At 70.8% G+C, this 20,893-nt stretch carries 18 protein-coding genes and 4 pseudogenes; 11 read left to right on the top strand and 11 right to left on the bottom strand.

Going from position 1 to position 20,893, the window contains the following annotated elements; all coding sequences use genetic code 11:
• Positions 1–588: 588 nt before the first annotated feature.
• From tpg (ACF1BE_RS26235) to ACF1BE_RS26225, 3 genes and pseudogenes are all read right to left on the bottom strand, one after another.
• Positions 589–1,145, bottom strand: a pseudogene (gene tpg, locus ACF1BE_RS26235) (telomere-protecting terminal protein Tpg).
• Positions 1,146–1,160: 15 nt separating this feature from the next.
• Positions 1,161–2,102 (bottom strand): hypothetical protein, encoded by a 942-nt coding sequence (locus tag ACF1BE_RS26230; protein ID WP_392201482.1) that lies wholly within the window; start codon positions 2,100–2,102, stop codon positions 1,161–1,163.
• A gap of 351 nt (positions 2,103–2,453) precedes the next feature.
• Entirely contained in the window at positions 2,454–2,984 is a 531-nt protein-coding gene (locus tag ACF1BE_RS26225; RefSeq protein ID WP_392201481.1) for a hypothetical protein, read from the bottom strand.
• A 305-nt stretch (positions 2,985–3,289) separates the two neighbouring features.
• Between ACF1BE_RS26225 and ACF1BE_RS26220 the strand changes: the two genes are divergently transcribed.
• Complete coding sequence (locus tag ACF1BE_RS26220) at positions 3,290–3,676, top strand: TraR/DksA family transcriptional regulator (RefSeq protein WP_392201480.1); 387 nt, start codon at positions 3,290–3,292, stop codon at positions 3,674–3,676.
• A 206-nt stretch (positions 3,677–3,882) separates the two neighbouring features.
• On the opposite strand, the gene ACF1BE_RS26215 is transcribed toward ACF1BE_RS26220, so the two are convergent.
• Both ACF1BE_RS26215 and ACF1BE_RS26210 read right to left on the bottom strand, forming a co-directional pair.
• The gene (locus tag ACF1BE_RS26215; protein WP_392201479.1) at positions 3,883–4,119 is read right to left on the bottom strand and encodes a hypothetical protein; all 237 of its coding nucleotides are present in this window, start codon (positions 4,117–4,119) and stop codon (positions 3,883–3,885) included.
• Positions 4,120–4,662: 543 nt separating this feature from the next.
• On the bottom strand, positions 4,663–5,289 hold the full coding sequence (locus ACF1BE_RS26210) for a hypothetical protein (RefSeq protein WP_392201478.1): 627 nt from the start codon (positions 5,287–5,289) through the stop codon (positions 4,663–4,665).
• Between the two features lie 230 nt (positions 5,290–5,519).
• On the opposite strand from ACF1BE_RS26210, the pseudogene ACF1BE_RS26205 reads away from it, so the two are divergent.
• Positions 5,520–5,696, top strand: a pseudogene (locus ACF1BE_RS26205) (MarR family transcriptional regulator); the annotation flags it as partial.
• A 184-nt stretch (positions 5,697–5,880) separates the two neighbouring features.
• Here ACF1BE_RS26205 and ACF1BE_RS26200 read toward each other — a convergent pair.
• Positions 5,881–6,303 (bottom strand): TetR family transcriptional regulator C-terminal domain-containing protein, encoded by a 423-nt coding sequence (locus tag ACF1BE_RS26200; protein ID WP_392201477.1) that lies wholly within the window; start codon positions 6,301–6,303, stop codon positions 5,881–5,883.
• A gap of 66 nt (positions 6,304–6,369) precedes the next feature.
• Here ACF1BE_RS26200 and ACF1BE_RS26195 point away from each other — a divergent pair.
• From ACF1BE_RS26195 to ACF1BE_RS26180, 4 genes and pseudogenes are all read left to right on the top strand, one after another.
• Positions 6,370–6,714, top strand: a pseudogene (locus ACF1BE_RS26195) (SDR family NAD(P)-dependent oxidoreductase); the annotation flags it as partial.
• Positions 6,715–7,039: 325 nt separating this feature from the next.
• Positions 7,040–8,653, top strand: coding sequence for a trypsin-like peptidase domain-containing protein (locus tag ACF1BE_RS26190; protein ID WP_392201476.1), 1,614 nt, complete (start codon positions 7,040–7,042; stop codon positions 8,651–8,653).
• Complete coding sequence (locus ACF1BE_RS26185; protein WP_392201577.1) at positions 8,640–9,443, top strand: hypothetical protein; 804 nt, start codon at positions 8,640–8,642, stop codon at positions 9,441–9,443. Before ACF1BE_RS26190 ends, ACF1BE_RS26185 begins: the two co-directional genes overlap by 14 nt.
• Before the next feature lie 42 nt (positions 9,444–9,485).
• The gene (locus ACF1BE_RS26180) at positions 9,486–9,692 is read left to right on the top strand and encodes a hypothetical protein (RefSeq protein WP_392201475.1); all 207 of its coding nucleotides are present in this window, start codon (positions 9,486–9,488) and stop codon (positions 9,690–9,692) included.
• 417 nt (positions 9,693–10,109) lie between these two features.
• On the opposite strand, the gene ACF1BE_RS26175 is transcribed toward ACF1BE_RS26180, so the two are convergent.
• Positions 10,110–10,298: a hypothetical protein gene (locus tag ACF1BE_RS26175; RefSeq protein ID WP_392201474.1), complete on the bottom strand. Its 189-nt coding sequence runs from the start codon at positions 10,296–10,298 to the stop codon at positions 10,110–10,112.
• 381 nt (positions 10,299–10,679) lie between these two features.
• Here ACF1BE_RS26175 and ACF1BE_RS26170 point away from each other — a divergent pair, with 381 nt between their 5' ends.
• The 5 genes and pseudogenes from ACF1BE_RS26170 (at position 10,680) to ACF1BE_RS26150 (ending at position 14,764) form a co-directional block, all read left to right on the top strand.
• The gene (locus ACF1BE_RS26170) at positions 10,680–11,261 is read left to right on the top strand and encodes a hypothetical protein (RefSeq protein ID WP_392201473.1); all 582 of its coding nucleotides are present in this window, start codon (positions 10,680–10,682) and stop codon (positions 11,259–11,261) included.
• A 234-nt stretch (positions 11,262–11,495) separates the two neighbouring features.
• Positions 11,496–11,963: a telomere-protecting terminal protein Tpg gene (gene tpg / locus ACF1BE_RS26165; protein ID WP_392201472.1), complete on the top strand. Its 468-nt coding sequence runs from the start codon at positions 11,496–11,498 to the stop codon at positions 11,961–11,963.
• Between the two features lie 78 nt (positions 11,964–12,041).
• Positions 12,042–13,049, top strand: a complete 1,008-nt coding sequence (locus ACF1BE_RS26160) for a YncE family protein (protein WP_392201471.1) — start codon at positions 12,042–12,044, stop codon at positions 13,047–13,049.
• A gap of 461 nt (positions 13,050–13,510) precedes the next feature.
• Positions 13,511–14,034: pseudogene (tpg, locus tag ACF1BE_RS26155) on the top strand (telomere-protecting terminal protein Tpg).
• A gap of 274 nt (positions 14,035–14,308) precedes the next feature.
• Complete coding sequence (locus ACF1BE_RS26150) at positions 14,309–14,764, top strand: NUDIX domain-containing protein (protein ID WP_392201576.1); 456 nt, start codon at positions 14,309–14,311, stop codon at positions 14,762–14,764.
• Between the two features lie 480 nt (positions 14,765–15,244).
• On the opposite strand, the gene ACF1BE_RS26145 is transcribed toward ACF1BE_RS26150, so the two are convergent.
• From ACF1BE_RS26145 to ACF1BE_RS26130, 4 genes are all read right to left on the bottom strand, one after another.
• Entirely contained in the window at positions 15,245–16,630 is a 1,386-nt protein-coding gene (locus ACF1BE_RS26145) for a TniQ family protein (RefSeq protein ID WP_392201470.1), read from the bottom strand.
• A gap of 1 nt (position 16,631) precedes the next feature.
• Positions 16,632–17,450 carry an AAA family ATPase gene (locus ACF1BE_RS26140; protein WP_392201469.1) on the bottom strand — a complete coding sequence of 273 codons (819 nt, stop codon included), beginning with the start codon at positions 17,448–17,450 and terminating at the stop codon, positions 16,632–16,634.
• Positions 17,451–17,872: 422 nt separating this feature from the next.
• Positions 17,873–19,756 (bottom strand): transposase, encoded by a 1,884-nt coding sequence (locus tag ACF1BE_RS26135; RefSeq protein ID WP_392201468.1) that lies wholly within the window; start codon positions 19,754–19,756, stop codon positions 17,873–17,875.
• Between the two features lie 334 nt (positions 19,757–20,090).
• Positions 20,091–20,723, bottom strand: coding sequence for a TnsA-like heteromeric transposase endonuclease subunit (locus ACF1BE_RS26130; protein ID WP_392201467.1), 633 nt, complete (start codon positions 20,721–20,723; stop codon positions 20,091–20,093).
• Positions 20,724–20,893: the final 170 nt, after the last annotated feature.

The following is a 20,893-nucleotide window of genomic DNA, read 5'->3' as shown; positions in this document are numbered from 1 at the left end:
ACGTCCCCGTGGGCATAGAGATCGGGGATCGTGTCGGTCTACCGCCGGGGTGGCTGGCGGCTACGGTCGGTGTGGACGGCTTGGACGCCGGTGCCGCGTAGGCCTTAGGTGTCAGGGTGAGCAGGCACCGGCCGCCGGGGTGAGCGGCGGTGGGGCGGGCGACATGAATGGCGTGGACGGCGGCCCACGAGTGACCGAACCGCAACAACTCGGTGGCGGTTACCGCGGCGTCGGTGTCGAAGGCTTCGATCCGCACGGGCCACGACTTCCACGGCGGAGCACTCCCGCGTCGGCGGGGAGGACCTGCTCGTCGCGGTTGGCGACGTCCCGCACGCCGGAGCACCCCCGCGTCGGCAGGGAGGACCCCGACCGTCGGCCCGCACACCGCCGCACCCGAGATCGTCCAGCGACGCATCCAGCCGGCCCCAGTCAGCGTGCAGGGCGGTGTACCCCATTGGCCCCCCGACGTGTGCCCGCAGAGGGCAGCATCCCCCGTACCGTGACGTGCTCGCCTGGCAGCCGATGTCCACCTGCGTCGCCGGCGCCGGGCGAGGCAGGTAGCGCCTGTCTGTCGTGGGCCCGGTTAGGTTACAGCTCGAAGTCGAGGTCGATCAGGTCGGTGAGCTCGACTTCGAGGCCGTGGGCGCGGCGGCCCTTGTCGCGGAAGTAGACCTCACCCAGGGCCTCCGCCGCGATCTGTCGGAGCCGGTCCTCGGTGAGGCCGGCCTCACGGGCCTGGAAGAGGCGGGCGGCGTGCTCGGGGGGCAGGGCCAGGGTGAGGTGGCGTACGCGGGCGTCGTCGGTGCTGCCGGGGGCGGCGGTGTAGCCGAAGCGGCCCTGGACATCGATCATGATGCCGCCGGTGTGGCCGCGGTCTGCTTCGCTCTGGCCCTGACCCGCGGCTGCCAGCGCGCACGGACCTCCTGCTCGAGCCGGTCGGCGAGCTCCGGGCGGGGGGTTTTGATCTGGTTCTTCACATAGCGTTCGACGGTGCGCTGGCTGATGCCGAGCAGCTCGGCCACCCGCCGGGTGCTGCGCCGGTGCTGTTTCACCAGGTAACGCATCTGCGCCCCGGCGGACTTCGGGATCGGGCGCATGAACGCGCCCTGCACCGCCTTGTCGAGTTCCTCCCCGATCGTGACCATCGCCCGCAACGCTCCCTACTCTCCGGTGTCCCTGGCGGTGACCTCGCCGTGATGTAGCGGGCGAGATTGGCGACATGGCCGTCGGCGCTGAGCTGCTCGAGCACGTCCGCCCCCCCACAGAAGGCTCTGGGTGCCCTCGTGCTTGACCATCCCGGGCGAGACCCCCAGCCGGAAGGAGCCCGGCACGGTCTTGCCGTCGGCGCCGTAGGGCAGCACGTCCAACGGGCTGGGCCCGTCCGCCGCGTACACGGCGCAGTCCGAGAGGACCACGACCGGGTAACGGCCGGTGGCCGCCGCCAGGGCGAGCATCTTGCGGTGCATGTTGATCCGGGCCCGGGAGATGACGGTCGCGCGGATGTCCGGCCGCCACGTCGGGCGGGTGAGGGCGGGCCAGGCATGCCCCGGCTTCCAGCCGCCGCCGCGCGCCTTCTCCTGCAACTTGCCGATGCCGCCCTTGACGGTCATCTTGATCGCGTCCACCACGATCCCCAGCTCCGGATTCACGGCTCCTGTAGCCAGAAACTCAGCCGGGGACAGCTTCTCCGCGACGCCGAGGTCGGCCATGGTGGCGACGTAGGCATCACGCAGCCGCTTGTACCAGCCGTCCAGGAACCGGCCGCTCTCCCGGCGCACCCACGCCTCCACGGGTGCGACGTCGTAGCCGAGCTCCACGGCGTACGCGACCGTCGGGGTGGCGTACCAGGCCGGACCGGTCGGGTGCCGGCCGGTCGGTGTGAACGGGCTGGGCAGCAGTGCGGCGTCGAGGTCGCGCCACTGCTTGCCGACCTTCACCCGGGACAGGTCGACGTGGGAGAGGTCGACCAGCCACGAGCCGGGCACCGCCGCGTCGAAGACCGGGGTCGGGACATGGACGGGGTGGCGCGCGAGGACGTGCGAGAGGCGGCCGCATCCGGGCTGGTGGTACCGTGCTCCGCGGCCTCCTGCCGCCGATCGCACTCGGCCAGCGTGCCGTCCAGCAGGACGAAGTCGGGGCGGACTACCGCGCCGCGGGGCCGAGCTCCGCGGCCGCTACCCCCGCCACCCGTAGCGGGGGACCTGGCCGTGGCCGAGCCGACCCGGCGGCTCAACACGCCCAAGCAGCGGCAGGCTGCCCCGCACCGCCTGCCGCCGGCCGCATCGACGGGCGCTCCCCGGCCGGGGAGCGCCACGGGCAGCCCGGGGTCAGCCGCCGGCCGAGCCGACCGAAGCCGAACCGCCGGAGGCTCAGCCGGAGTTGGACAGCGGCCGATGGCGCGTGCTGCGCTCGGTGCGCAGCTCCACCACGACCCCGGCCGGACCGAGCAGGGCCTACAGTGCGTCGGCGAACCGCTGCGGGTCGCCGCCGAACGGGAGCGGGTCGAGCCGCTCCCGGCCGCCCCGCAGGTCTAGTTCCAGCACGAGCGTGGAGACGGCCGGCTTGCGGTCCCCCTCGTAAGGCTCCACCACCTCGTGCGTCAGCCGCACCCCGCGCAGGGTGTCGACGCGCAGCCAGTCGTCCGGCCCGGCGGTCCGGACCAACCGCAGGGACGCGGGCACCCCGGCCGGCGCGAACTCCACCCGCAGGAGGCGCCGGGCCTGCGAAAAGGCCACCGCCGGCCAGCCGAGCAGGTACTCGAGCCCGGCGATCACCCTCACCGCCACGAACACGGTCGACGCCTGCGCCCCGGCCAGCGCCATCCAGAAGGCGACGAGCAGGGTCGGCACGACCAGGACGAGCGGAGTGAACAGCGCCGGCCCCGCCGAGGTCAGCGCGATCCGTGCCGACCCGGCCGGCGAGCCGCCGCGCAGGACCAGATACGTCGAGTCGGGGCCTTGTCTGAGTAAGGGATGGGCGGCCATGCATCCAGCGTAGGGTCGGTCCGCAAGAGCGACTCGACCCATCCGGCCGATGAGGCACGGCGCGGGCACCGCGAAGAAATGCCGGTCCGGGGCCGCAGCGGAAAAGAGGGGTGTGGTCGTGAAGGGCGGTCGCCTACGCGGCGAAAGGCACTGCCGGGCTTCAGCCGAACGATCGTCCCGACAGGCAAGAGGTGAGGCCCGGGGACACTGTCCCCTTCACCACCACACACTGCACAACACCGCGCACCGCGCCGTCATTCCCGGCTCCCGGGAATCGGACCCGAGGCAGATGGGTTTCCTTCCTTATGAGCGATCCATCCAGCAATGCGGCCTTTTCCGTACCTCCGACCGAGGCTATACGTGCGGTGCTGGCGGCCGACCGCGTCGGCACGCTGCAGCAGATATCCGCCCTGAGCCGTGAGTTCGAAGGGATCGTCGAGGCGAACGCTCTGGTGGCCATTGACGACGAGCACGACCCGGAGGGGGCGAGCACGGCCTTCGAGCGGGCGCACGTCGCTGCTCTGCTGTCCCTGGCGCGTGAGCATCTGCATGATCTCGATCACGCTCTGGAGCGATTGGAGAGAGGCGACTACGGGCGCTGTGAGCAGTGTGGTGAGCCGATCCCGACGGGGCGCCTCGTAGTCCGCCCGGCGGCGAAGACCTGCGTGCGCTGCGCGTCTGTAGTTCGTTGAAGCGTGCATGGTCGAGGGCGCGACCAGCCTGCGGGACCTGCGTGCTGGCCGTGTGTCCGGTCGCGAGGCACCTGACCGCCCCCGACCCCCACACCGCACCCGAGCCGTACATAATCCGCACCCCGACCGTACACGCCCCTCGTCGACGCATCAGGGTGCGCAGATCGCTCACGCCCTGGCGGTGTGCTGAAGGGGCGCCCCAGGTTTCAGAACAAGGGGTCGGTGTCCTCGGTCGGAGCAGAGGCCGGTGTGCGGGTGCGGCGGGGACGCGGCGACTCCGGGGCCTTGCCGAACAGCGCCTGGGTCCCGCACGCGTCGGGCACGGCGGGCACGGGCCGGCCCAGGGCCGCGTCCTCCGCGTCGACCAGGTCGAGCGGGGCGCAGTCGTCGAAGTCGGCCCGCCTCATACGGGTCCAGTCGCGGCCTTCGGGAACGACGCTCACTGACGGCCTCCTGCCTGCGCTCGGGACGGGGGCGCGCCCCTCATGTGTCTTCGCCTGGAGTGCTGCCCTGGCTGTCCGGGCCGGCGACACATAATCCTCTTCCCTGAATCGGCGCGCACAACTCGATTGTGCTCCGGCGCCGTTGTCTCGGTGGTCGTGGACCAGGGGTGAGCCTCGGCGCCGGGCTGGAGCTCTGGCGGGGCACCGGGTCGTGCGGGACTCCCTTCGAAGCGGGAGCCGCTGCGTGAGCCTGCCGCCCCGACTCCGTCCGCTCGATTCCCACGCCAGCCTGCGCGGAGCTGCCGCCGACGTGGCCCATGGAGTGGATGGCCGCCCGCGCCACGGCGCCCGGCAGGCCGCGCGCCATGGTCACGTTCATGACGAGCTCGGATGGGGTGGTGCAGCACGTCATCGATCACCTCGCCCAGCACCGGTGAGGCGTCGGGCGACTTCCCCGACAGGCGGCATCCGGTGCAGGATGCGTGCCGCCACGGTGCGGGCCGCGTCGGGGGCCGGCTACCTTCACGGAACTGAGGCCAGTGATCAGTCGTGCCGCGACTCGCCGGCAGCCGAGCGACGACCTCCGACGGAGGCGACCAATGCGTCTGCCACGATCGCCGCATCTGCCTCTGCAACATCTGCTGGGTATTCCGGCAGCAGGTCGTCCCAAACGGGCATCCATGTTCCGCGCAGCTGGGTCTGTCCCTCGGGCCGGGCGAAGAACCAGATGTGCAGGTGTGCGCCTCCATCTCCGATGCGGTAGACGTGGGCTCGCGAAATGTGGGGCAAGCCCTGCACGTGGCGGACGATGTGAGTGGACAGGACCCCTAGCTCGGCTGCCAGCTCGTCGGGCAGGTCAGCCATGTCATAGTGCTCACGCGGATACAGCATGAGCACCAGCGGCACACCGACTCCCGTGATCCGGGTGAGCCGCCAATTGTCGTTGCACCAGATCCCATCGCCTCGGTCACGGCACGCCTCGCAGTTCGAGGGGTCCTCGCCGTGTCGCGGAGGCTCGGGCAGAACCGGAGGGCGCAGCGGCGCGACGCGCAAGCCGTCCTGTTCGAACGGGCTGACATCCCACCGTGTCATGCGCGCGAGCGGGAGCCGACGCTCACCATCCGCAGCGGTAAGCGCGTGGTCGTAAAACTCGTCAGGTCGTAAGGCCATGGCCCGAAGATTAGTTCGGCATCGACACCCCGTAAGGACCGGCGGTGACCTGACTCCTTCCTGGTTGGGGGGAGGGGGGCTGACCACGACCTTGGTCGCGTTCGACCCCGGGATGCCGACGCCGAGACCCTGTCCCGGCTCGGGGAGCGGGTCGTGCCCCTGTTCGCCTCGCTGGAAGGCGGCTCGACACCTTGCTGACGCACCGTCATGGCATCGGTCTGGGCTTGTTGATGGCTCTTGGAGCGCTGGCCGGTGAGCGTCCCGGTTCCGTGACCGTCAGCGGTCTTGCCCGGCGACTGGGTGTGAGCGTCTCGGCGGCGAGCCGGATGCTCGCCCATCTGGAGCGGTCGGGCTGGACGGCCAGGACGGCCTGGTCCTGCGACCGGCGGACCAGCCATGTCACGGTCACCGACGCCGGCCTGGCCCTGTGGACGCGCGCCAGCTGCACGCTGGAACACGAACTGGACGCTGCTTTACGGGCGTTGCGGTTCGACGAGAGGTATGCGCATGTGGTGGCACGTCTGTGCCCACGGATGACGCAATACCCGAGGACTGACCCGGGGGAGCTGCTCCCCGCGCCGGCCGGTGGCCTCAGGCCGACGGCTCCGGCCAGGCGTTCATCGCGAGCCTGGCCACGCGCCGCAGCTCCTTCGTGCTCGCACCGTCCCGCGCCTGCTGCGACATGCCCTGCACGACCGCGGCGAAGTACACCGCCAGGGCCCGGGTGTCGGCGTCCTCGGGGAGCGCGCCCCGGGCCCAGGCGTCCTGGAGCCGCGCCTCAAAGGACCGTACGTTGGCCGTCCGGCGGGTACGCAGGTCCTGTTCGACGTCGGCGGTCTGCGGGGAGTAGTTGGTCGCCGCGGAGATGACCAGGCAGCCTGCCGGGTGCCCGGGGTCGGTGTACGACACCGCGGCCTCCTCCGGCATCCTCGAAAAGCCCGCCCGCGGGTCGCTCTCCTGGGCGAGGGCGTCGTCCATGAAGGCGCCGAAGGTGGTGCCGTAGCGGTCGACCACCTCGGTGAACAGGGCGCGCTTGTCGCCGAAGCCGCGTACAGGCTGGGCGGGGAGATCCCCATGGCGATCATCAACGTCTCCTCCGGCGCCACCCGCATCGCGCTCACCGACATCATCGCCTACGCCATGACCAAGGGAGCCGTCGACGCCTTCACCCTGACCCTGGCCAAGGCGCTCGACGGCCGCGGCATCACGGTCAACTCCGTGGCCCCCGGCATCATCGACACCGACATGAACGCCTCCTGGCTGCGCGGCAACGAGGCCGCCGAGCAGTCCGCGGCCCAGCTCTCGGCGCTCGGCCGGGTGGGCCGGCCCCAGGACGTCGCCGACGTGGTCGCCTTCCTCGCCTCCGACGACGCCCGATGGGTCACCGGCCAGGTCCTCGACGCGACCGGCGGCTCCCAGCTCTGACCCACCAGCCCGGCCCGAGTGGATCCCGCAACCATGCACGGGTGTCAACGGCGACACCGCAATCACCCAACAGACACGCTGCAACCGGAGACCCCATGCACGTCGTCATCGCCTGGTGGGACACGCGACGCACCGCCGCGGCCGCCGCGGCCGGCGCGGTCCGGCCGCACCCTGCCGCTGGCGGTACGGCGGCTGCGCAAGCTCAGCCGGTAGGGGAGACGGCGGGGGCGTCCGGTGGGGGCCGGGCGCCCTTGAGTCGAGTGCCGCAAGGGGCGGACGATGCTTCTCTACGGTGCCGGTGCACCACGGGGCGAGGGGGAGACGCATGGCCGTCGGGCGGGGGAGCGATGTCCTGGAGGCCTCGCAGGTGCGAGTCCACGCGGCGGCCGGCGGTGTCGTGAGGGCGGGGTTCCTCATCGCCGCCGACATCGTGTGCACCTGCGCCCACGTCGTGTCCCGGGCCCTGCGGGCGCCGGACGACGCGGAGCGGGTGCCCGACCGGCCGGTGGACCTCGACTTCCCGCTGCTGCCCGGCCGTCCCCGGGCACGGGCAACCGTGGTGTCCTGGCGGCACGGCGGGGCGGATGTCGCTCTGCTGCGGCTGGACGCGCCCGCGGAAGGGGCCCGGCCGGCGACGCTCGTCGACGGCACCGGCGTATGGGGGCACACCTTCCGGGTGCAGGGGTATCCCGTCGGCGCCGACCACGGCAAGTGGGCTTCGGGCACGCTGCGGGCCGGACAGGGCCTGGGCTGGACGCAGATGGAGGCGCACGAGCCGGGGCCGGTCGTCGCCGAGGGGTTCAGCGGAGCACCGGTCTGGGACGACGACCAGGACGGCGTCGTCGGCATGACGGTCGCGGCGGACCGGGGCGACCGAACGGCCTATCTGCTGCCCTCGGCCGACCTGGTCGACGAACGGACCGTGCCGCCGCGCTGCCCGTTCCGCGGGCTCGCACCGTTCACCGAGGACGACGCCGAGTTCTTCCACGGGCGGGACGACGACACGGCCCGGGTGCGCGCCGCCGTGCGCGGACGGCCGGTGACGCCGGTGGCGGGACCGTCGGGGTGCGGGAAGTCGTCCCTTGTGCGGGCGGGTGCCCTGCCCGGCTTACGCGACGACGGCATGAGCGTGTCCGAGCTGCGGCCGGTGCCGGGAGTGCGGGCGTCTGCAGTGATCGCCCGGGCCCTGATCGGCCTCCTGGAGCCGCGGCTCGGCGAGGTCGACCGGCTCGTCAAGGCCGAGGAGCTGGCCGGGCTGCTGGAGACTGGTGACGACGTGCCCGACGAGGTGCGCGCCCGCATCCTCGCCCGCGGGGCAAGCGCCGGGCACGTCCTCTTCGTCGACCAGCCGGAGGAGTACGCGGGCGCCGAACCGGAGGCCGCCCAGGCCCTGCTCCGTCTGCTCGCCGCCCTGGCGGGCGGACACGCCGGGGCCGTGCTGCGGTTCGTGGCCACCGCACGACCCGACTCCCTCGACGCGCTGCTGACCACCGGCACCTCCGGCCTGGTCAGCGACGCCGTGCAGTTCCTTGCCCCGCTGGCGGACGAGGACCTGGAGCGTGCGGTGACGGCACCCGTCGATGCCGTGCCGGGGCTCTGGTTCGAGCCCGGACTGCCCCAGCGGATCGTCGCGGACGCCGGCGCGGAGCCCGGGCGGATGCCGCTGGTCCAGTTCGCCCTGACCGAGCTGTGGCACCGCCGTTCCCGGTCCATGCTCACTCATGCCGCCTACGACGAACTCGGCGGCGTGGCGGGCGCTCTCGTCACCTACGCGGACCACACCCTGGCCGGGCTGACCGAAACCCGGCAGGAGTGCGCGCGGCGGCTGTTCGTGCAGCTGGCCCGGCCCGCAGACGGCGGCACCTTCTCCCGCAGGCCCGTCCGCACCTGCGACCTGGCCCCCGAACTCCTCGCCCTGGCGGGAGCTGGCCCCCTGTAAGCTGGTCGTCCTCTCCCGCGCACCTGGAGGCGCCGAGCGCGACGAGATGGTGGACCTGGCGCACGAGGCGCTCACCAGGCTCTGGCCGCGCCTGCGGGAATGGCTCGCCGCATCCCGGGACTTCCGCCGCTGGCAGGAGCAGCTGCGGACCGATCTGCACCGCTGGCAGGCCCAGAACCGGGAGCCCACGCGGTTGCTGAGCGGATCCGACCTGGCCGAGGCGGACCGCGGACTGGCCGAGCATCCCGAGGACATCTCCGCCGACGAGCGCGCCTACATCCTGCTCACTGCACCCCGGCGCATCGGTACGCTGCCGAGCCGGGCCGTCAGTGTGCCCTTCAGCACCTCCTACGTCACCGGGCCGCTCGCTTTCGACGCGGACGGCTCACGCCTCGCCGTGCAGAACACGGACGGACAGGTCCGGGTGTGGGACGTCGGCCGCCGCAGGCTCCTGCCCGGTGGCACCCCCGCCACGGGCAACGACGCCCTGATCGGGTTCGGCCCGGGGCACAGCGTCGTGGTGTCCGTGTTCGGCAAGGACGTGGTCCGCATTCACGACCTGACGGACGACGGTGCCTCCGGCACGCTGCCGGTCGCCTACGCTGACTTTGTGGCCGGCTCCGTGCGAAAGCACCGCCTGACCGTCGACACGGGTATCCTGCGCCTGACCTTCGACCTGCGCTCCGACGAGCAGTTCCGCACGCTGTGTGCCGCCGTCGGGCGTGACTACACCGACGCGGAGAGACGGCTGTTGCCGAAGGGCGCACCGCCCGAACCGCCGTGCGACTGACCTGCTGGCGAAGCGCCCGAGCGTCGACAGGGCCCGCGCGACATGGCCGAGGGGGTGGCCGGGGACGACCCGGGGCCCGCCCGGGACCTGTTCCGGGCCCGCCGGCCTCGGCGCGAAACGCTCTGGGCGTACAGCGTCGGCCTGCTGGTCGCTGCCGACGCGGGCGGCTGGCTCCCGTCGGGCACGGCGGCGCTCGCGTCGGTCCTGACGGTGGCCCTGGCCAAGGAGACGCTCTACCGGACCAAGTGACGCCGGGGAGCCTTGGATGACAAGGTGGCCGGGCCCCCGAACGGGGTCCGGCCTCCGTCGCGGAGCCCCGGCTCGGGCCCGTTCGCCTACAGGTAGATGTCGACGCGCTCGGCGGCGTAGACGCCGGGGCGCAGCGCTTGTGTGAGTGGGCGTGCTGGTGGCAGCGGTTGTGCGTCAGCCGCGTTCGCTTGCTGATTGCCTGATCACCTGCTGCGGGCGCGGGTTGGTCTGCTGCCACGACGTGACCACGTGGCTGCCGCTCTCTGGCCGGCATGCGGTTGGCCGACTGTCGTGGAAGTGGCTGCTCACACTTGTTCAAGCCCCGACCCGCACACGAACGCCTGGTCCCCTTGGAGGAGGGACCAGGCGCTCGGATTCAGGGCCCCAGGCCCATTGGCCAGGCGTGCCCGGGTCGGGTTAACCCACGCCGTAGTTCCATTCACCGTCGTTGCACTGCGCGCCGAAGGAGCTGAAGGCTCCGTCAGGCACCGTCTCGACGTAGTCACCGTTGCCGTACCAGGTGCAGCTTTCGCCCGCGGAAGCCGCGGGTGCCGCTGCAAGGACTGCGCCGAGAGCGAGGAGGAGCGCTGCGAGGTTCTTCGTCACGTTGTTCTCCTAACTGACGTGCATGTGGTCAAGCGCGCCGCAAAGGAGGGGCCTCCAAAGACAGAAACGCACTCAAGGGAGCGCGTGCCCACGTCCGTGAATGACATTTCCCGTAGGCCATTTATTCAATCGAATGGGTGAAAGATTCGATCACTTGTTCCAAAATGCTCTGGAGAACCTCGGTGGCCCAGTCGCTCAAGAGCCAAGCGGAAACATCACAAGCCAGTGCGACTACCCTGCATGCCCAGCCGAATGCCTTCCTGCGACGGCTTTCTACACCATTGAATGCAGTCTCGCTGCGACGCCTCCGACAGGCAGCAGGTGCCATGCAGACTCAACGACCTGGTTCAGGCCTCATGGCATCGTAAGGAAGGCACATCCATGTCCAGGCTTCGTCGCACCGTCATTGCCGCGTCTACCGCCGTACTGACCTTGTCCGGCCTCGTCGCCGCCGGCACCGCTCCGGCCTCAGCCGAGCCCGGCTCCTTCGACCTCATCAACAGGAAGGACGGCTCGCGGCTCGCGCTGCTGGACAACAACACCGCGGCCGAAGGGGCTTTCGCCAACAGCCTGCGCGACCCGAACTGGAAGTACAGCACGGAGGAGTGGACGTCGCAGCCGGTAAGCGGCCGACTGCCCGACGGCACGCACAACCGCGTGCTCCGGAACGTGGCGGCGAACAAGTGCCTCCAGCCGCTGGCCGGTTCACCCGCCCGCGGGATGCGCGTCGTCGTCAAGACCTGCAACGGGTCGGAGATCCAGAAGTGGAACCTCCAGCCTGAGACGGTCTCCGGTACAGACTCGCCCTGGCAGATCTGGCGTCCCGTCGTCGACAAGAGCCTCGCGCTGACGATCGACACGTACGGGAACGGCAGCTGGAACACGCTCTACCTCGACACCTCCTACCCGTCCTCCGACAGGCTCTGGGCCCTGCGGCCGAACGACCAGCCCTGGCGTTACTGACGGCCTCACAGGCCAGGCCGCCCTCCGCCCGGTCGATCACGACCTCACCGTGCGTGGTTCCGCCCGGCGGAGATGGCGGGTGCGCAAAGCAGGGAAGGCATGGGTGGTGCCGATGGGCGGTTCCGCCACCCGGTGTGAGTGGGCGTGCTGGTGGCAGCGGTTGGGCGTCAGCCTCGTTCGCTTGTTGATTGCCTTGTCATGTGCTGTGGACGTGGGTTGGTCTGCTGTCACGGGGTGACCAAGTGGCTGCCGTTCTCTGGCCAGCATGTGGTTGACCGGCTGCTGTGGGAGTGGCTGCTCACACTCAGCGGTGGCTGTTACCGCCCGGTGTCACCGCGTTGGTCACAGCCGTGGCCACCGTCCGGTGCGGCGGGGCCGGCCCCGAGCGTGCGGCGCCCCGGGCCGGGCCCCGGTAGCAGCGATGATGCCCGCATCCGCCACCTCACCCTCGCCCTGGCTCCCCAGCACGCGGCCCGCCTTTTCGACGCCCAGGACGCCGGCGCCAGCGAGCAGCAGCTGCGCGACATCGCTGCCGAAGGCCTGGGCGACATGTACTTCCGCGACGGCGGCCGCCGCGCCCACGGCCTGGAGGTGGAGTTCACCGACGTCGAGCATCTGGAAAACTCGACCTGCGGAGATGCGCTGCGTTGCGGCGGCCGTTCCCCAGTACTGGACATACGTGACTTATTGTGTTCGAACTAACACTTTCCATGCTTGAGGGTGTGGAGTGTGGGCAGACCATGAGGCGTCTCTCAGCCGAGTGGAAGGACGCTTGATTTCATGGCTCACCGCAAGGTGTATCTCGCCGTCGGCAGGACCAGCACCCGGATCTACCGCTTCGACCCCATCGATGGTGACACCCGCGTCGTCGACAATGTTGCGCCCTATGAGAGCGGCTACACCGCTATGGGGGCGCAGTACCGCGGCGACGACAAGGAGCCCTTGTTGCTGGCGGTGAGCCACAACAGGCTCATCACCATCGACGTGACCGCCGGCACCCTGAAGGAGCAGGTCATCGACGGGCTGCCGAACGGCCCCTGGTTCGACGGCGACATGGATCCCGACGGCAAGACCCTCTTCGTCGTCGGCAACCCCGACACACCCAGCTACGCCATCGACGTGGCAGCCGGGAAGGCCGCACCCCGCAACACACCGGGAGGCGGCCGCTGGGACGACTTCGCCTACCACCCCAAGGACGGGCGGCTGTACTCGGTGGAGGGCGACAACGGCGACCTGCTGCTCATCGACCCGAGCCGGCAGCCCATGAAGACCGTCCTCAAGGAAGGTGTCTTCCCGCCCGCGCAAGCCAGCGCCGCGGCAGGCTCACGCAAGGCGTACTCGGCCACCTTCTTCGACCAGGACGGTAACTTCTACGCGGTCGACTCCGCAGGCAACGTCAACCACCTCGATCTGACCACGGCGAAGATCCCCGACCACTCACAGCGCGTCGGACGGGGAAGGGTGCCGGTCGGCGCCCTGGAGGTCATGAACGGGGCCGGGCGCATCACCCCTCTGCCCGTTGCGCCCAGTTACGACGAGATCGCCGTGACGAAGAAGTTCAACCGGACATGGGAGAACGGCGAACCCCGGGGCAGGGTCTACAGTTTCGACCTCATGCTTACCGCCGTCAGCAAGGACAGCGGCACGGCGGAGGACGTCAGGAAGTTCCGTATCTCCTTTGACCTGCCCACGGTGAAGGGCGCGAAAGTCGAAGCATCCGGCGTTACCTGGACTCGGTGGGCGACCAGTTCCTCGCCGCAGGTACGGCCCGGCCGATCACTGTGCTGATCACCGTGCCGGGCGACCCGGCTCACCTGCCCCGGGAATACCCCCTCGACGGCCTCAGGGCCACACGCCTGCCCAGCCACTAAGCCCGCGTCCGGGGCGCGGCCCGGGGCCGGTGTCCGCGCCGACGACTGTCTTCGTCGTCTCGCACGTCTTGTACTTTTGCGCTGGCGCCGCACCGGGCGAGCTGGTCCTGCAGCCGATCGAGGGCAAGCCAACCCGAGACGTCCCACGGACGAGCTCGCCGTCCAGAGCGGTTGCGGCTGGAAGCTGCGCGGCCCCGGCCGCGGTCTCCGAGAGACGCCGGCGCCATCTCCCAGCCGCACCCGGAGAAACGCAATCCCTCTCTTAAGGTGCAGGTCAGAAAGAGTCCTCCCCGCCGATGCGGGGGTGTGCCGTACGCCAACGACCACCTGGGCGACCGGCAGGCGTCCTCCCCGCCAACGCGGGGGTGTGCCGCTGCCCTGTGTCTGGACCGCGCCGTGCAGCGGGCGTTCACCCGCCCCATCCCCAGATGCGCTACCTGGTCAAGCAGCTCAAGGGCACCCGCGCCGTCGCCGACGCGCTCGGCGTCTCCCAGCGCACCGTGGAGCGCTACGTCAAGGACCAGATCCGCCGGCCCCGCCCCGACCTCGCCGGGCGCCTGGCCGACGCCGTGCGCGCTCGCTGGCAGCCCCACATCCGCGAACAGGCCTGCCGACAGGCCGCCACCACCACCGGTCTGATGAGCGACACCCGCGCCTGGTTCGGTTTCACCGCGGCGCCGGGCAGCACCGACGACGCCCGGCTGCGCCACCTCACCCTCGCCCTGCCACCCCACCACGCCGCCCGTCTCTTCCAGGCGCAAGAAGCCGGCGCCGGCGAGCAACTGCTTCGCGAGATCGCCGCCGAAGGCCTGGGCGAGGTCTACTTCCGCGACAGCGGCCGCCGCGCCCACGGCCTGGAGGTGGAGTTCACGGACGTCGAGCGGTTGGAGTTTGACCTGTGAAACCCGGGCGGGTGATGTGGCCCCGGCGGCCGTAATTGAGCCGAAGCGCGATAGTTGTCACATAGGCAGGCTGGTTGTCACCGACGGTGTTCTGGGCGGTTGAGCCTGAGCGCGACAGGTCGACAACTGTGGTCATCCGTGTCTGTCCCAGTTCTGGTTCCCCTGGGTCGGCCTCTGCGGGCTCAGAGAAGCGTCAGTGTCAGTGGGCTCTGCCAGGGTGTGCGTCGTGGATGAACTGGTGGAGCGTGTCGACGATCAAGATCGTGTGCTGGGGATGGTGGTCAGCCGCCGGCAGGCCATCCGGGAGGGTTGGCTGCACCGAGTCGCCGTGACGGTGTGTCGTGATGAGCGTGGACGGTTCCTCGTCCACCGACGGTCGGAGCAGGTATCGCGCTTCCCCGGGCTCTATGAGGTCGAGGTCGGTGGTGCCGCAAATGTCGGCGAGTCCTATGAACAGGCCGCCGCGAGGGAGCTGGCCGAAGAGCTGAGCATTCGTGCGCTGCCGCGCCTGCTGTTCACGTTCATCAACCGCAGCGGCTTGAGCCCTCACTGGCTCGGCGTGCACGAAGCCTTGGTGCCGGACGCCGTGGTCCCCGATCCCGATGAGGTCGCCTGGCATGGCTGGCTGACCGAGCCGGAGCTGCGGTCGGCCCTGCTGGAGTGGCGCTTCACCCCCGACAGCCACGAAGCCTTCAGTCGGTATTTGGCGTTCCGGACCGCGCGGTCCTGACCTTGCCCATCACGCTCAGGCTCAGCGTCTGTCGATCGCCTGGGTCAGGAGCCTGGCGTGGGCTTCGAGCAGCGGCTTGAGGGCGCCGTAGTAGGGCTGGTAGTCCGTTGTGCGGAGCCAGTGCAAGACGTTGTGCCGCTCCCGCGTCCAGACAGCGCGTAGCGCTGGATCGGGTGCGATGTGCGGTGGGCAGGGGGCGAAGTCGGGTTCTCCTTCGGTGGCGCCGGTCCAGATGTAGGCGCTGACGGCCAGGCGTCTGCGGTCGTCGCTGATGGGTTTTCGGTGGCTTGTGAGGACCGGGAGCTGAGCGAGGATGCGCTGCCAGTTCTCGGGTTCCAGGGTCCAGGTGACGAGGGCCTCGCGTCGGTGTTGGTAGTCGATGGTGGGGCCGGCGAGGAGTTCGGCGGTGATGGCGTCGAGGGCCTGCTCGAAGTCGCGGGCCGTGCCGCTGGTTCGGAGGTGGCGGTTCAGCAGCTGTGTTTAGCTGTTCCGCTTGCCCTGGGGGTTGATCCCGAGGAACTGGGCGGCTTCGTCGAGGCTGCCGCCGCGTGCGCGCCGGACGAGGAAGACCGAGGCACTGCGTCGGCGCATCTTGGGGGCGATGACGGAGAGGAAGCCGAGGTGCTGGTCGGCGAGGGCTTCGGGCAGGAACGCGGGGATGTGTTCAGGTCGCAGGCCGACGCCGGTGGAGGGAAGACGGAGTCCGCCTTTGCCGGTGCGCCGGAAGGTGGGAACGATCGTGTCGGCAGCGTCCTGAAAGCGCTCGGAGCAGGCGCTGCGCTGCTTCTTGAAGGCTCTGTCCCAGATCAGGTGCCGTGTGGGCGGGATTCCGCTGCGGTGGCGGTTCTCCTCGGGGGCGAGCGAGGAGAGTGCTTCGCGCAGGTCGTCTGCGGCCAGGAGGCGATCGGTGACCTGGAGGAGGCCGGCGCAGACGAACGCGTCGACGGGTGCCCCGGTGGATCGGTAGAGACGGGAGTCGGTTCCTTCATGGATGGCGAGGTGTTGGGCGACGGCTTCGGCGAGCTGGCGGGTGGTGCCGACCGGCTGGACGCGCGGCCAGCAGATCATGACCAGGCCGGCGAGCAGGATGAGCTCGGTGAAGTACTGCTGTGCCGGCCGTTTCGGACCGCCGGGCCGGAGTAGGCGAAGGATCTTGTGCTGGAGCGTGAGCAGGCCGGGCCCGGGCCGGTGATGGTGCAGTGGGTCGTGGGCAAGCGGTGCCCCGCAGGGGGTGCCGGGCCGACTGGTCGGGATGTCCTGATCTGTGGAGCTCCGGCAGTGGGCAGGGTGGACTCCGGCGGCAGCGGGACGGGGAAACAACTGGGCCCTGTTGCTGAAGTTGACCGGCTTTTGGCAGCGAGGGCAGAGGTGTTCCAGGAACACCTCGTGGAGAGGGCAGGCGAAGACGACCGGAAGGCGCCAGAGGATCTGCCAGGGCCCGCCGTGTGCGTGCTGGATGTCGGAGCCGTCGCCGGCGAGGCAGCGAGGGCAGTAGCGGGCGGTGGTGGGGAACAGCCATCGGTCCGCGTGCATGGAGTAGACGTTGCCGGCCCGGACGTTGGCGACGCCGCGGGCCGCCGGCGGATAGCGGGAGGCGAGAGGTTCCAGGGTCATCGCGCGGACCTCGCGGGGGTCCAGGCGGGTGGTGACGGCGAAGTTCTTGATCTCGGCCGGTGTCAGCCGCGTCGAGAGTGACGCGCGGGCCCGCCCGAGCCGGTCCTGTGCGGTCAGGCCGGTCAGCCGGGCGAGCTCGTGGGGCGAGATGTGCAGGCGGTGGGCCAGACGGAGGGCGAAACCGGCCAGGGACTCGCCCTCCAGCGGGTCGAGGCTGAGTCCGAAGGGCCGCCGCCCGGAGCCCGTGGTCATGTCAGTCACCTGCGGCCGGCCTGTTCCCGCGGTCGTCAAGGACCGTGTTGCGTCTGCGCCCTCGGCGCGACGTGGGCTTCGCGGGCGGGACGGTGACCTGTGGGATGTCGGGGACCTCGCCAGCGCCGGGGTCGAGGTCGTCCAGGTTGCCGAGGTGGATCGTGGTCTTCGCGAGCAGTTCGGGGGTGAGGCGTTCTTCGCCGGTGAGGATCGCCTCGGTGCAGCCGTCCTCGATCAGCCGCCGCAGCAGGCCGACGACGCCGCGGGTGCGGCCGAAAAGGTACTCGGGCATCTCGCCGGTGGTCAGCATGCCTTCGAAGGGCCGCAAGAGCCGCAGTTGGTCCTCGATGCCGGCGAGGTGGTCGAGGAAGGCGGTGATTCCGGCCGGGGTTGAGTAGTCGAACGGGTCGAGATCGACCATGTCGAACCGGCGGCCGGTCTGTGTGGCGGCCGCGGTGCTGTGCCGCCCGCCTCGCCCGTGGTCGGGGAAGACCCACTGGCCGGTGCGCTGGTCGACGTAGGCGCCGCGCAGGAGGCCGGAGCCGGGGATGTCCACGCCGATCAGGATCAGGGTGACGTTGAGGTCCATCAGCTCCCGGATCAGGTCGAGGGTGTCCTGGTCGTCCTCGCGGTGGAGCCGGAGCCGGGTGATGTCGTCGATCAGCAGGGCCATGGTGTGATGGTCCCGGATCGCGTCCCGCACCGCTCTGACCAGGTCGTCCAGCGTTCCGGGGTGCGGGTTGCCGTAGACGTTCAAGATTGCCTTGCAGAGGCCCTTGGGTGTCGCGCGGACGGGCAGGCGGCAATAGGTGACGGGCACGAACACGTCCCGGGTGCCGGGGGGGGGGCAGCAGCTGGTGGTGGACCTCGCGCCAGACGTCCTCGAAGGACGCGGCCGCGTCGCAGGCGGTCTCGGTCTTGCCCTGGAACCCGCCGCCGTTGATCATCGGGCCGTCGCGGGTGCCGGGCATGAACTTCACCGCGTTGTTCTGCAGCCGCCCGCGCATCAAGTTCGCGACCGGCGCGCTCATCGGCGTCTCCTGCAGCCGCATGTTGACGTGCGTCGCGGTGCGGTGCAGGTCGTGCAGAGCCCGCCGCCGGGGACTCAGGCTCTGGTAGTCCGCCGGCGTGAGCCGCGGTGCGGGCACGAAGGTGCCGCGGATCTTCCGCCACTGTTGCCAGCCCTCCCAGCGGGTGCGGTCCGGCGGCGGACCGGCCCGCAGGAACGGGATGACCGCTTGCTCATCCGGCGTCGTCTGGTCCACCACAGTCCTCCTCCAGGTCGTCCTCGGGCAGGACGAAGACGCTGCGGGCCCGGAAGCTGTGGCCTAGCTCGGGCGGCGGGACGGGAGCGGGCCGGGCGGCCTCCCGCCGCTGGCGCCGTTCCCCGGCGAGGGCGTCCTGCGTCTGGCGGGCCCGGCCCGGCCAGCTCAGCACCGTTGCTGTCTCCTCTTCGGCAGCGGCAGCGGCAGCGGCAGGAGCGGGATCGGCCGACCGGGCCGGAGCCGCCCGGTCCGGGGGCCGGTCGGCCTGCGCGGCCCTGGCCTGGTGCGTCTCGCGGGCGTGCTCGGTGCGCTGGGACTTCTTCAGCTGGGTCGGCCACTTGCTGACCGGGATGTTCGAGCCGATCAGCTCCAGCAGCACGGGCAGCAGTTCGGCGTCCGACTGCGGCTTCAGCCCGGCCGTGGCGGCCTTCGCGAGCAGGGCGCTGGCCCGCGCGTCCCCGAAAGCCGGCATCTGCCCGGCCCGGGGCATGCCCGTCCAGGGCAGCGGGTGCCAGTCATGGCTGATCGGGTCCTGGAAGAACACCTGACGCCGATCCCGCGGGTCGCGGCGGATGAGCCACTTGCCCTTGTGCTTGCCGCCCCGCGTCGACAGCTCGCCGCGGTAGTCACGCAGGACGTCCGGGTCGTCGTACCAAAGTCCGCGGATCTTCACCCCGCGGCGCTTGTCGATGCGGACGTAGTGGGCGGCCAGCAGCTCGTAGAACAGCTCCGGGGAGGGGATGTCCATCGCGAAGCCGGTCTGCGCGAACGACGCCGCGAACAGCGATTTCGGGCTGTGCGAGCCATCCGGGTCCCAGGCCGGGGCGTACTCGCCCAGCTTGCGCTTCTGCCAGACGCCGACGATCCAGGTGGCGATCAGGTGCTCGAGCTGGTCGGCCGTCAGCGCCGCGTCCGCGGCCGGGTCGGCCCCGCGGTCGGCGACGTCGACGCCGGTGTAGCCGACCAGGTGCTCGAACAGAAGCTGTCGGATCACGCCGAAGGCCCGCTCAACGGCGGCCTTGTCGGTCGGCCGCAGCACCCGCGCGGGCAGGACCTGGCAGCCGAGCACCCGCTCGACCTCGACCAGGTGGTGGTTGCGGTAGACCGATCCGTGGTCGGTGGTCACCGTCTCCGGGGTGAAGAACGGCAGACCGGCCACCGCGTGCCCGGCGAACTCCGCCACCACCGCGGCCGGCAGGCCGGGGTAGGGCCATTCCAGGTCCTCGCCCCAGTCCGCCCGCATCGGCAGCGGCATCGTCACGTCCCGCAACACCATCGCGACGTCCACCGAGGTGTCGGAGACCAGCGTCAGCCGGAACGCGACCAGCGAGTGTGTGCAGACGTCCAGGGCCAGGGTGAGGTGCATCTTCACCGGGTCGCCGAAGACGTGCTCGCGGACCATGACCGGCAGCACCGTGGTGTCCAGCGCGACGACTTGGCCCGGCCGGTGCACCAGGATGTGCCCCTGCGACTCCGGCAGATCGGCCGAGCGCGCGTAGCGCTGCCGGGCGCCGCCGGGGCCGAACCACTCCTGCCAGAGCCGGCGCAGGGTGTCGTAGCTGGGCACCTTCGTCTCGGGTCCGAACTCCTCGCGGACGTACTGGCGGATCATGCGGTCCTTGGTCCGCATCGACACCTTCGCCATCCGCTTCGTCTCCTCGCGGACTGCCAGGACCGCCTCCCGCACCTCTTCGGAGACCGTCCGGGTTCCGCCGCTGCGGCGCAGCCAGCGGTCGTCCGCGCAGCCGACCAGCCCGAACCGGCGGCGGGCGTTCTCCCACCGGATCAGCGTGCGGTAGCCGACCGAGCCCAGCCCCAGCAGCTTCGCGTGCTGCGGATCCAGGGCGGCGAGCTCCGCCACCTTCGCGTGCCGGCGCTCGGTGAGCGTCGTCGTCGCCGGGTCGTACTCGGATTGCGGCTCGCCCGGGCCCGGGGTGGAACGGGTCGCCGGAGCGCTTTCAGGTCCTCGGACGCCTTGCGCTGGCGGCCCCGGTCGGCCCCCGCCGACGACGTCCGCGACGACGGCCGGCACTGCGGATGGTTGGCCAGGAACCTGAAGGTCATCCGCTCGCGGGTGCCGTCGTCCTTCACCAACTGCACCCGGCCCAGGTGCGCTTCGCGGCGCTCGACCGTCCACTCCGTCCCGTCCAGCACCAGCTCGGCGCCGGGGGAAAGGTCCAGCACCGCCGCCGCGGTCACCGGCCCGCCTCGTTGGCGGGCAGCACGAGCGAGCGGTCCTGCAGCGGGTGGGCCAGGTCGACGCCCAGCTGCCGGGACCACAGCAGGTGCAGCAACTGGGCCCGGGCGACCGGCTCGCAGCCCGTCGCCGCCGCGAGCTCGCCGAACCTCCGCCCGCCCCCGGCCTCGGCAAGCAGCACCGGCCGAAGCCCCAGCGGATCCGACCTCAACCGGCGCCGCGACGCCATCGCGTCCAGCCCGGCGAAGGCGTGCTCGCGCCAGCGGGCAGCCACCGCGTAGCGCCAGCCGCAGGCGACGGCAACCTCGGCGGCTGCGGCGAATGACTCCCGGTCCGACTCCTTGATCAAAGGCTCGGGACGTACGTCGATCAGCCAGACGCCGCCGCGGGTCACCCCGAGGTAGTCAGGGGTGTGGGAGCGGCGCTTCCCGCAGGTCGCGAAGGAGATCTTCAGCGGCTGCGAGACGACATCGACCACGTCGCCAGCGAAGTCCAGGGCCAGCAGCACCCGGCTCTCCTCCAGACTCTCCGCGCCGTGGTGCCGGCCACTGCTGGTCAGGAACTGCAGGCCAGGACGGTGCCGCTGGTCCCGGCGCCAGGTGAAGTGACGCATCGGGTCACTCGTGAGCACCGGCTCCTGTACGAGACCGTGCACCGAGCAAGACGCAACGTCCCCGCCTGCCCGCCACGAGACCGCCCACCGTCGCGTCCAGCCGTCGCCCAGATCCAGCCCGGACCTGCCCGCGTCGACGTCCGTCGGCACGAAAAGGTCGTCCCAGCTGCACTGATGCGACCAGACGG

Source organism: Streptomyces sp. NPDC014991, assembly GCF_043080665.1.
In the GTDB taxonomy this organism is placed as follows: Bacteria; Actinomycetota; Actinomycetes; order Streptomycetales; family Streptomycetaceae; genus Streptomyces.
The sequence above is the reverse complement of the archived record's forward strand: the minus strand, read 5'-3'. Positions and strand labels throughout refer to the sequence as shown.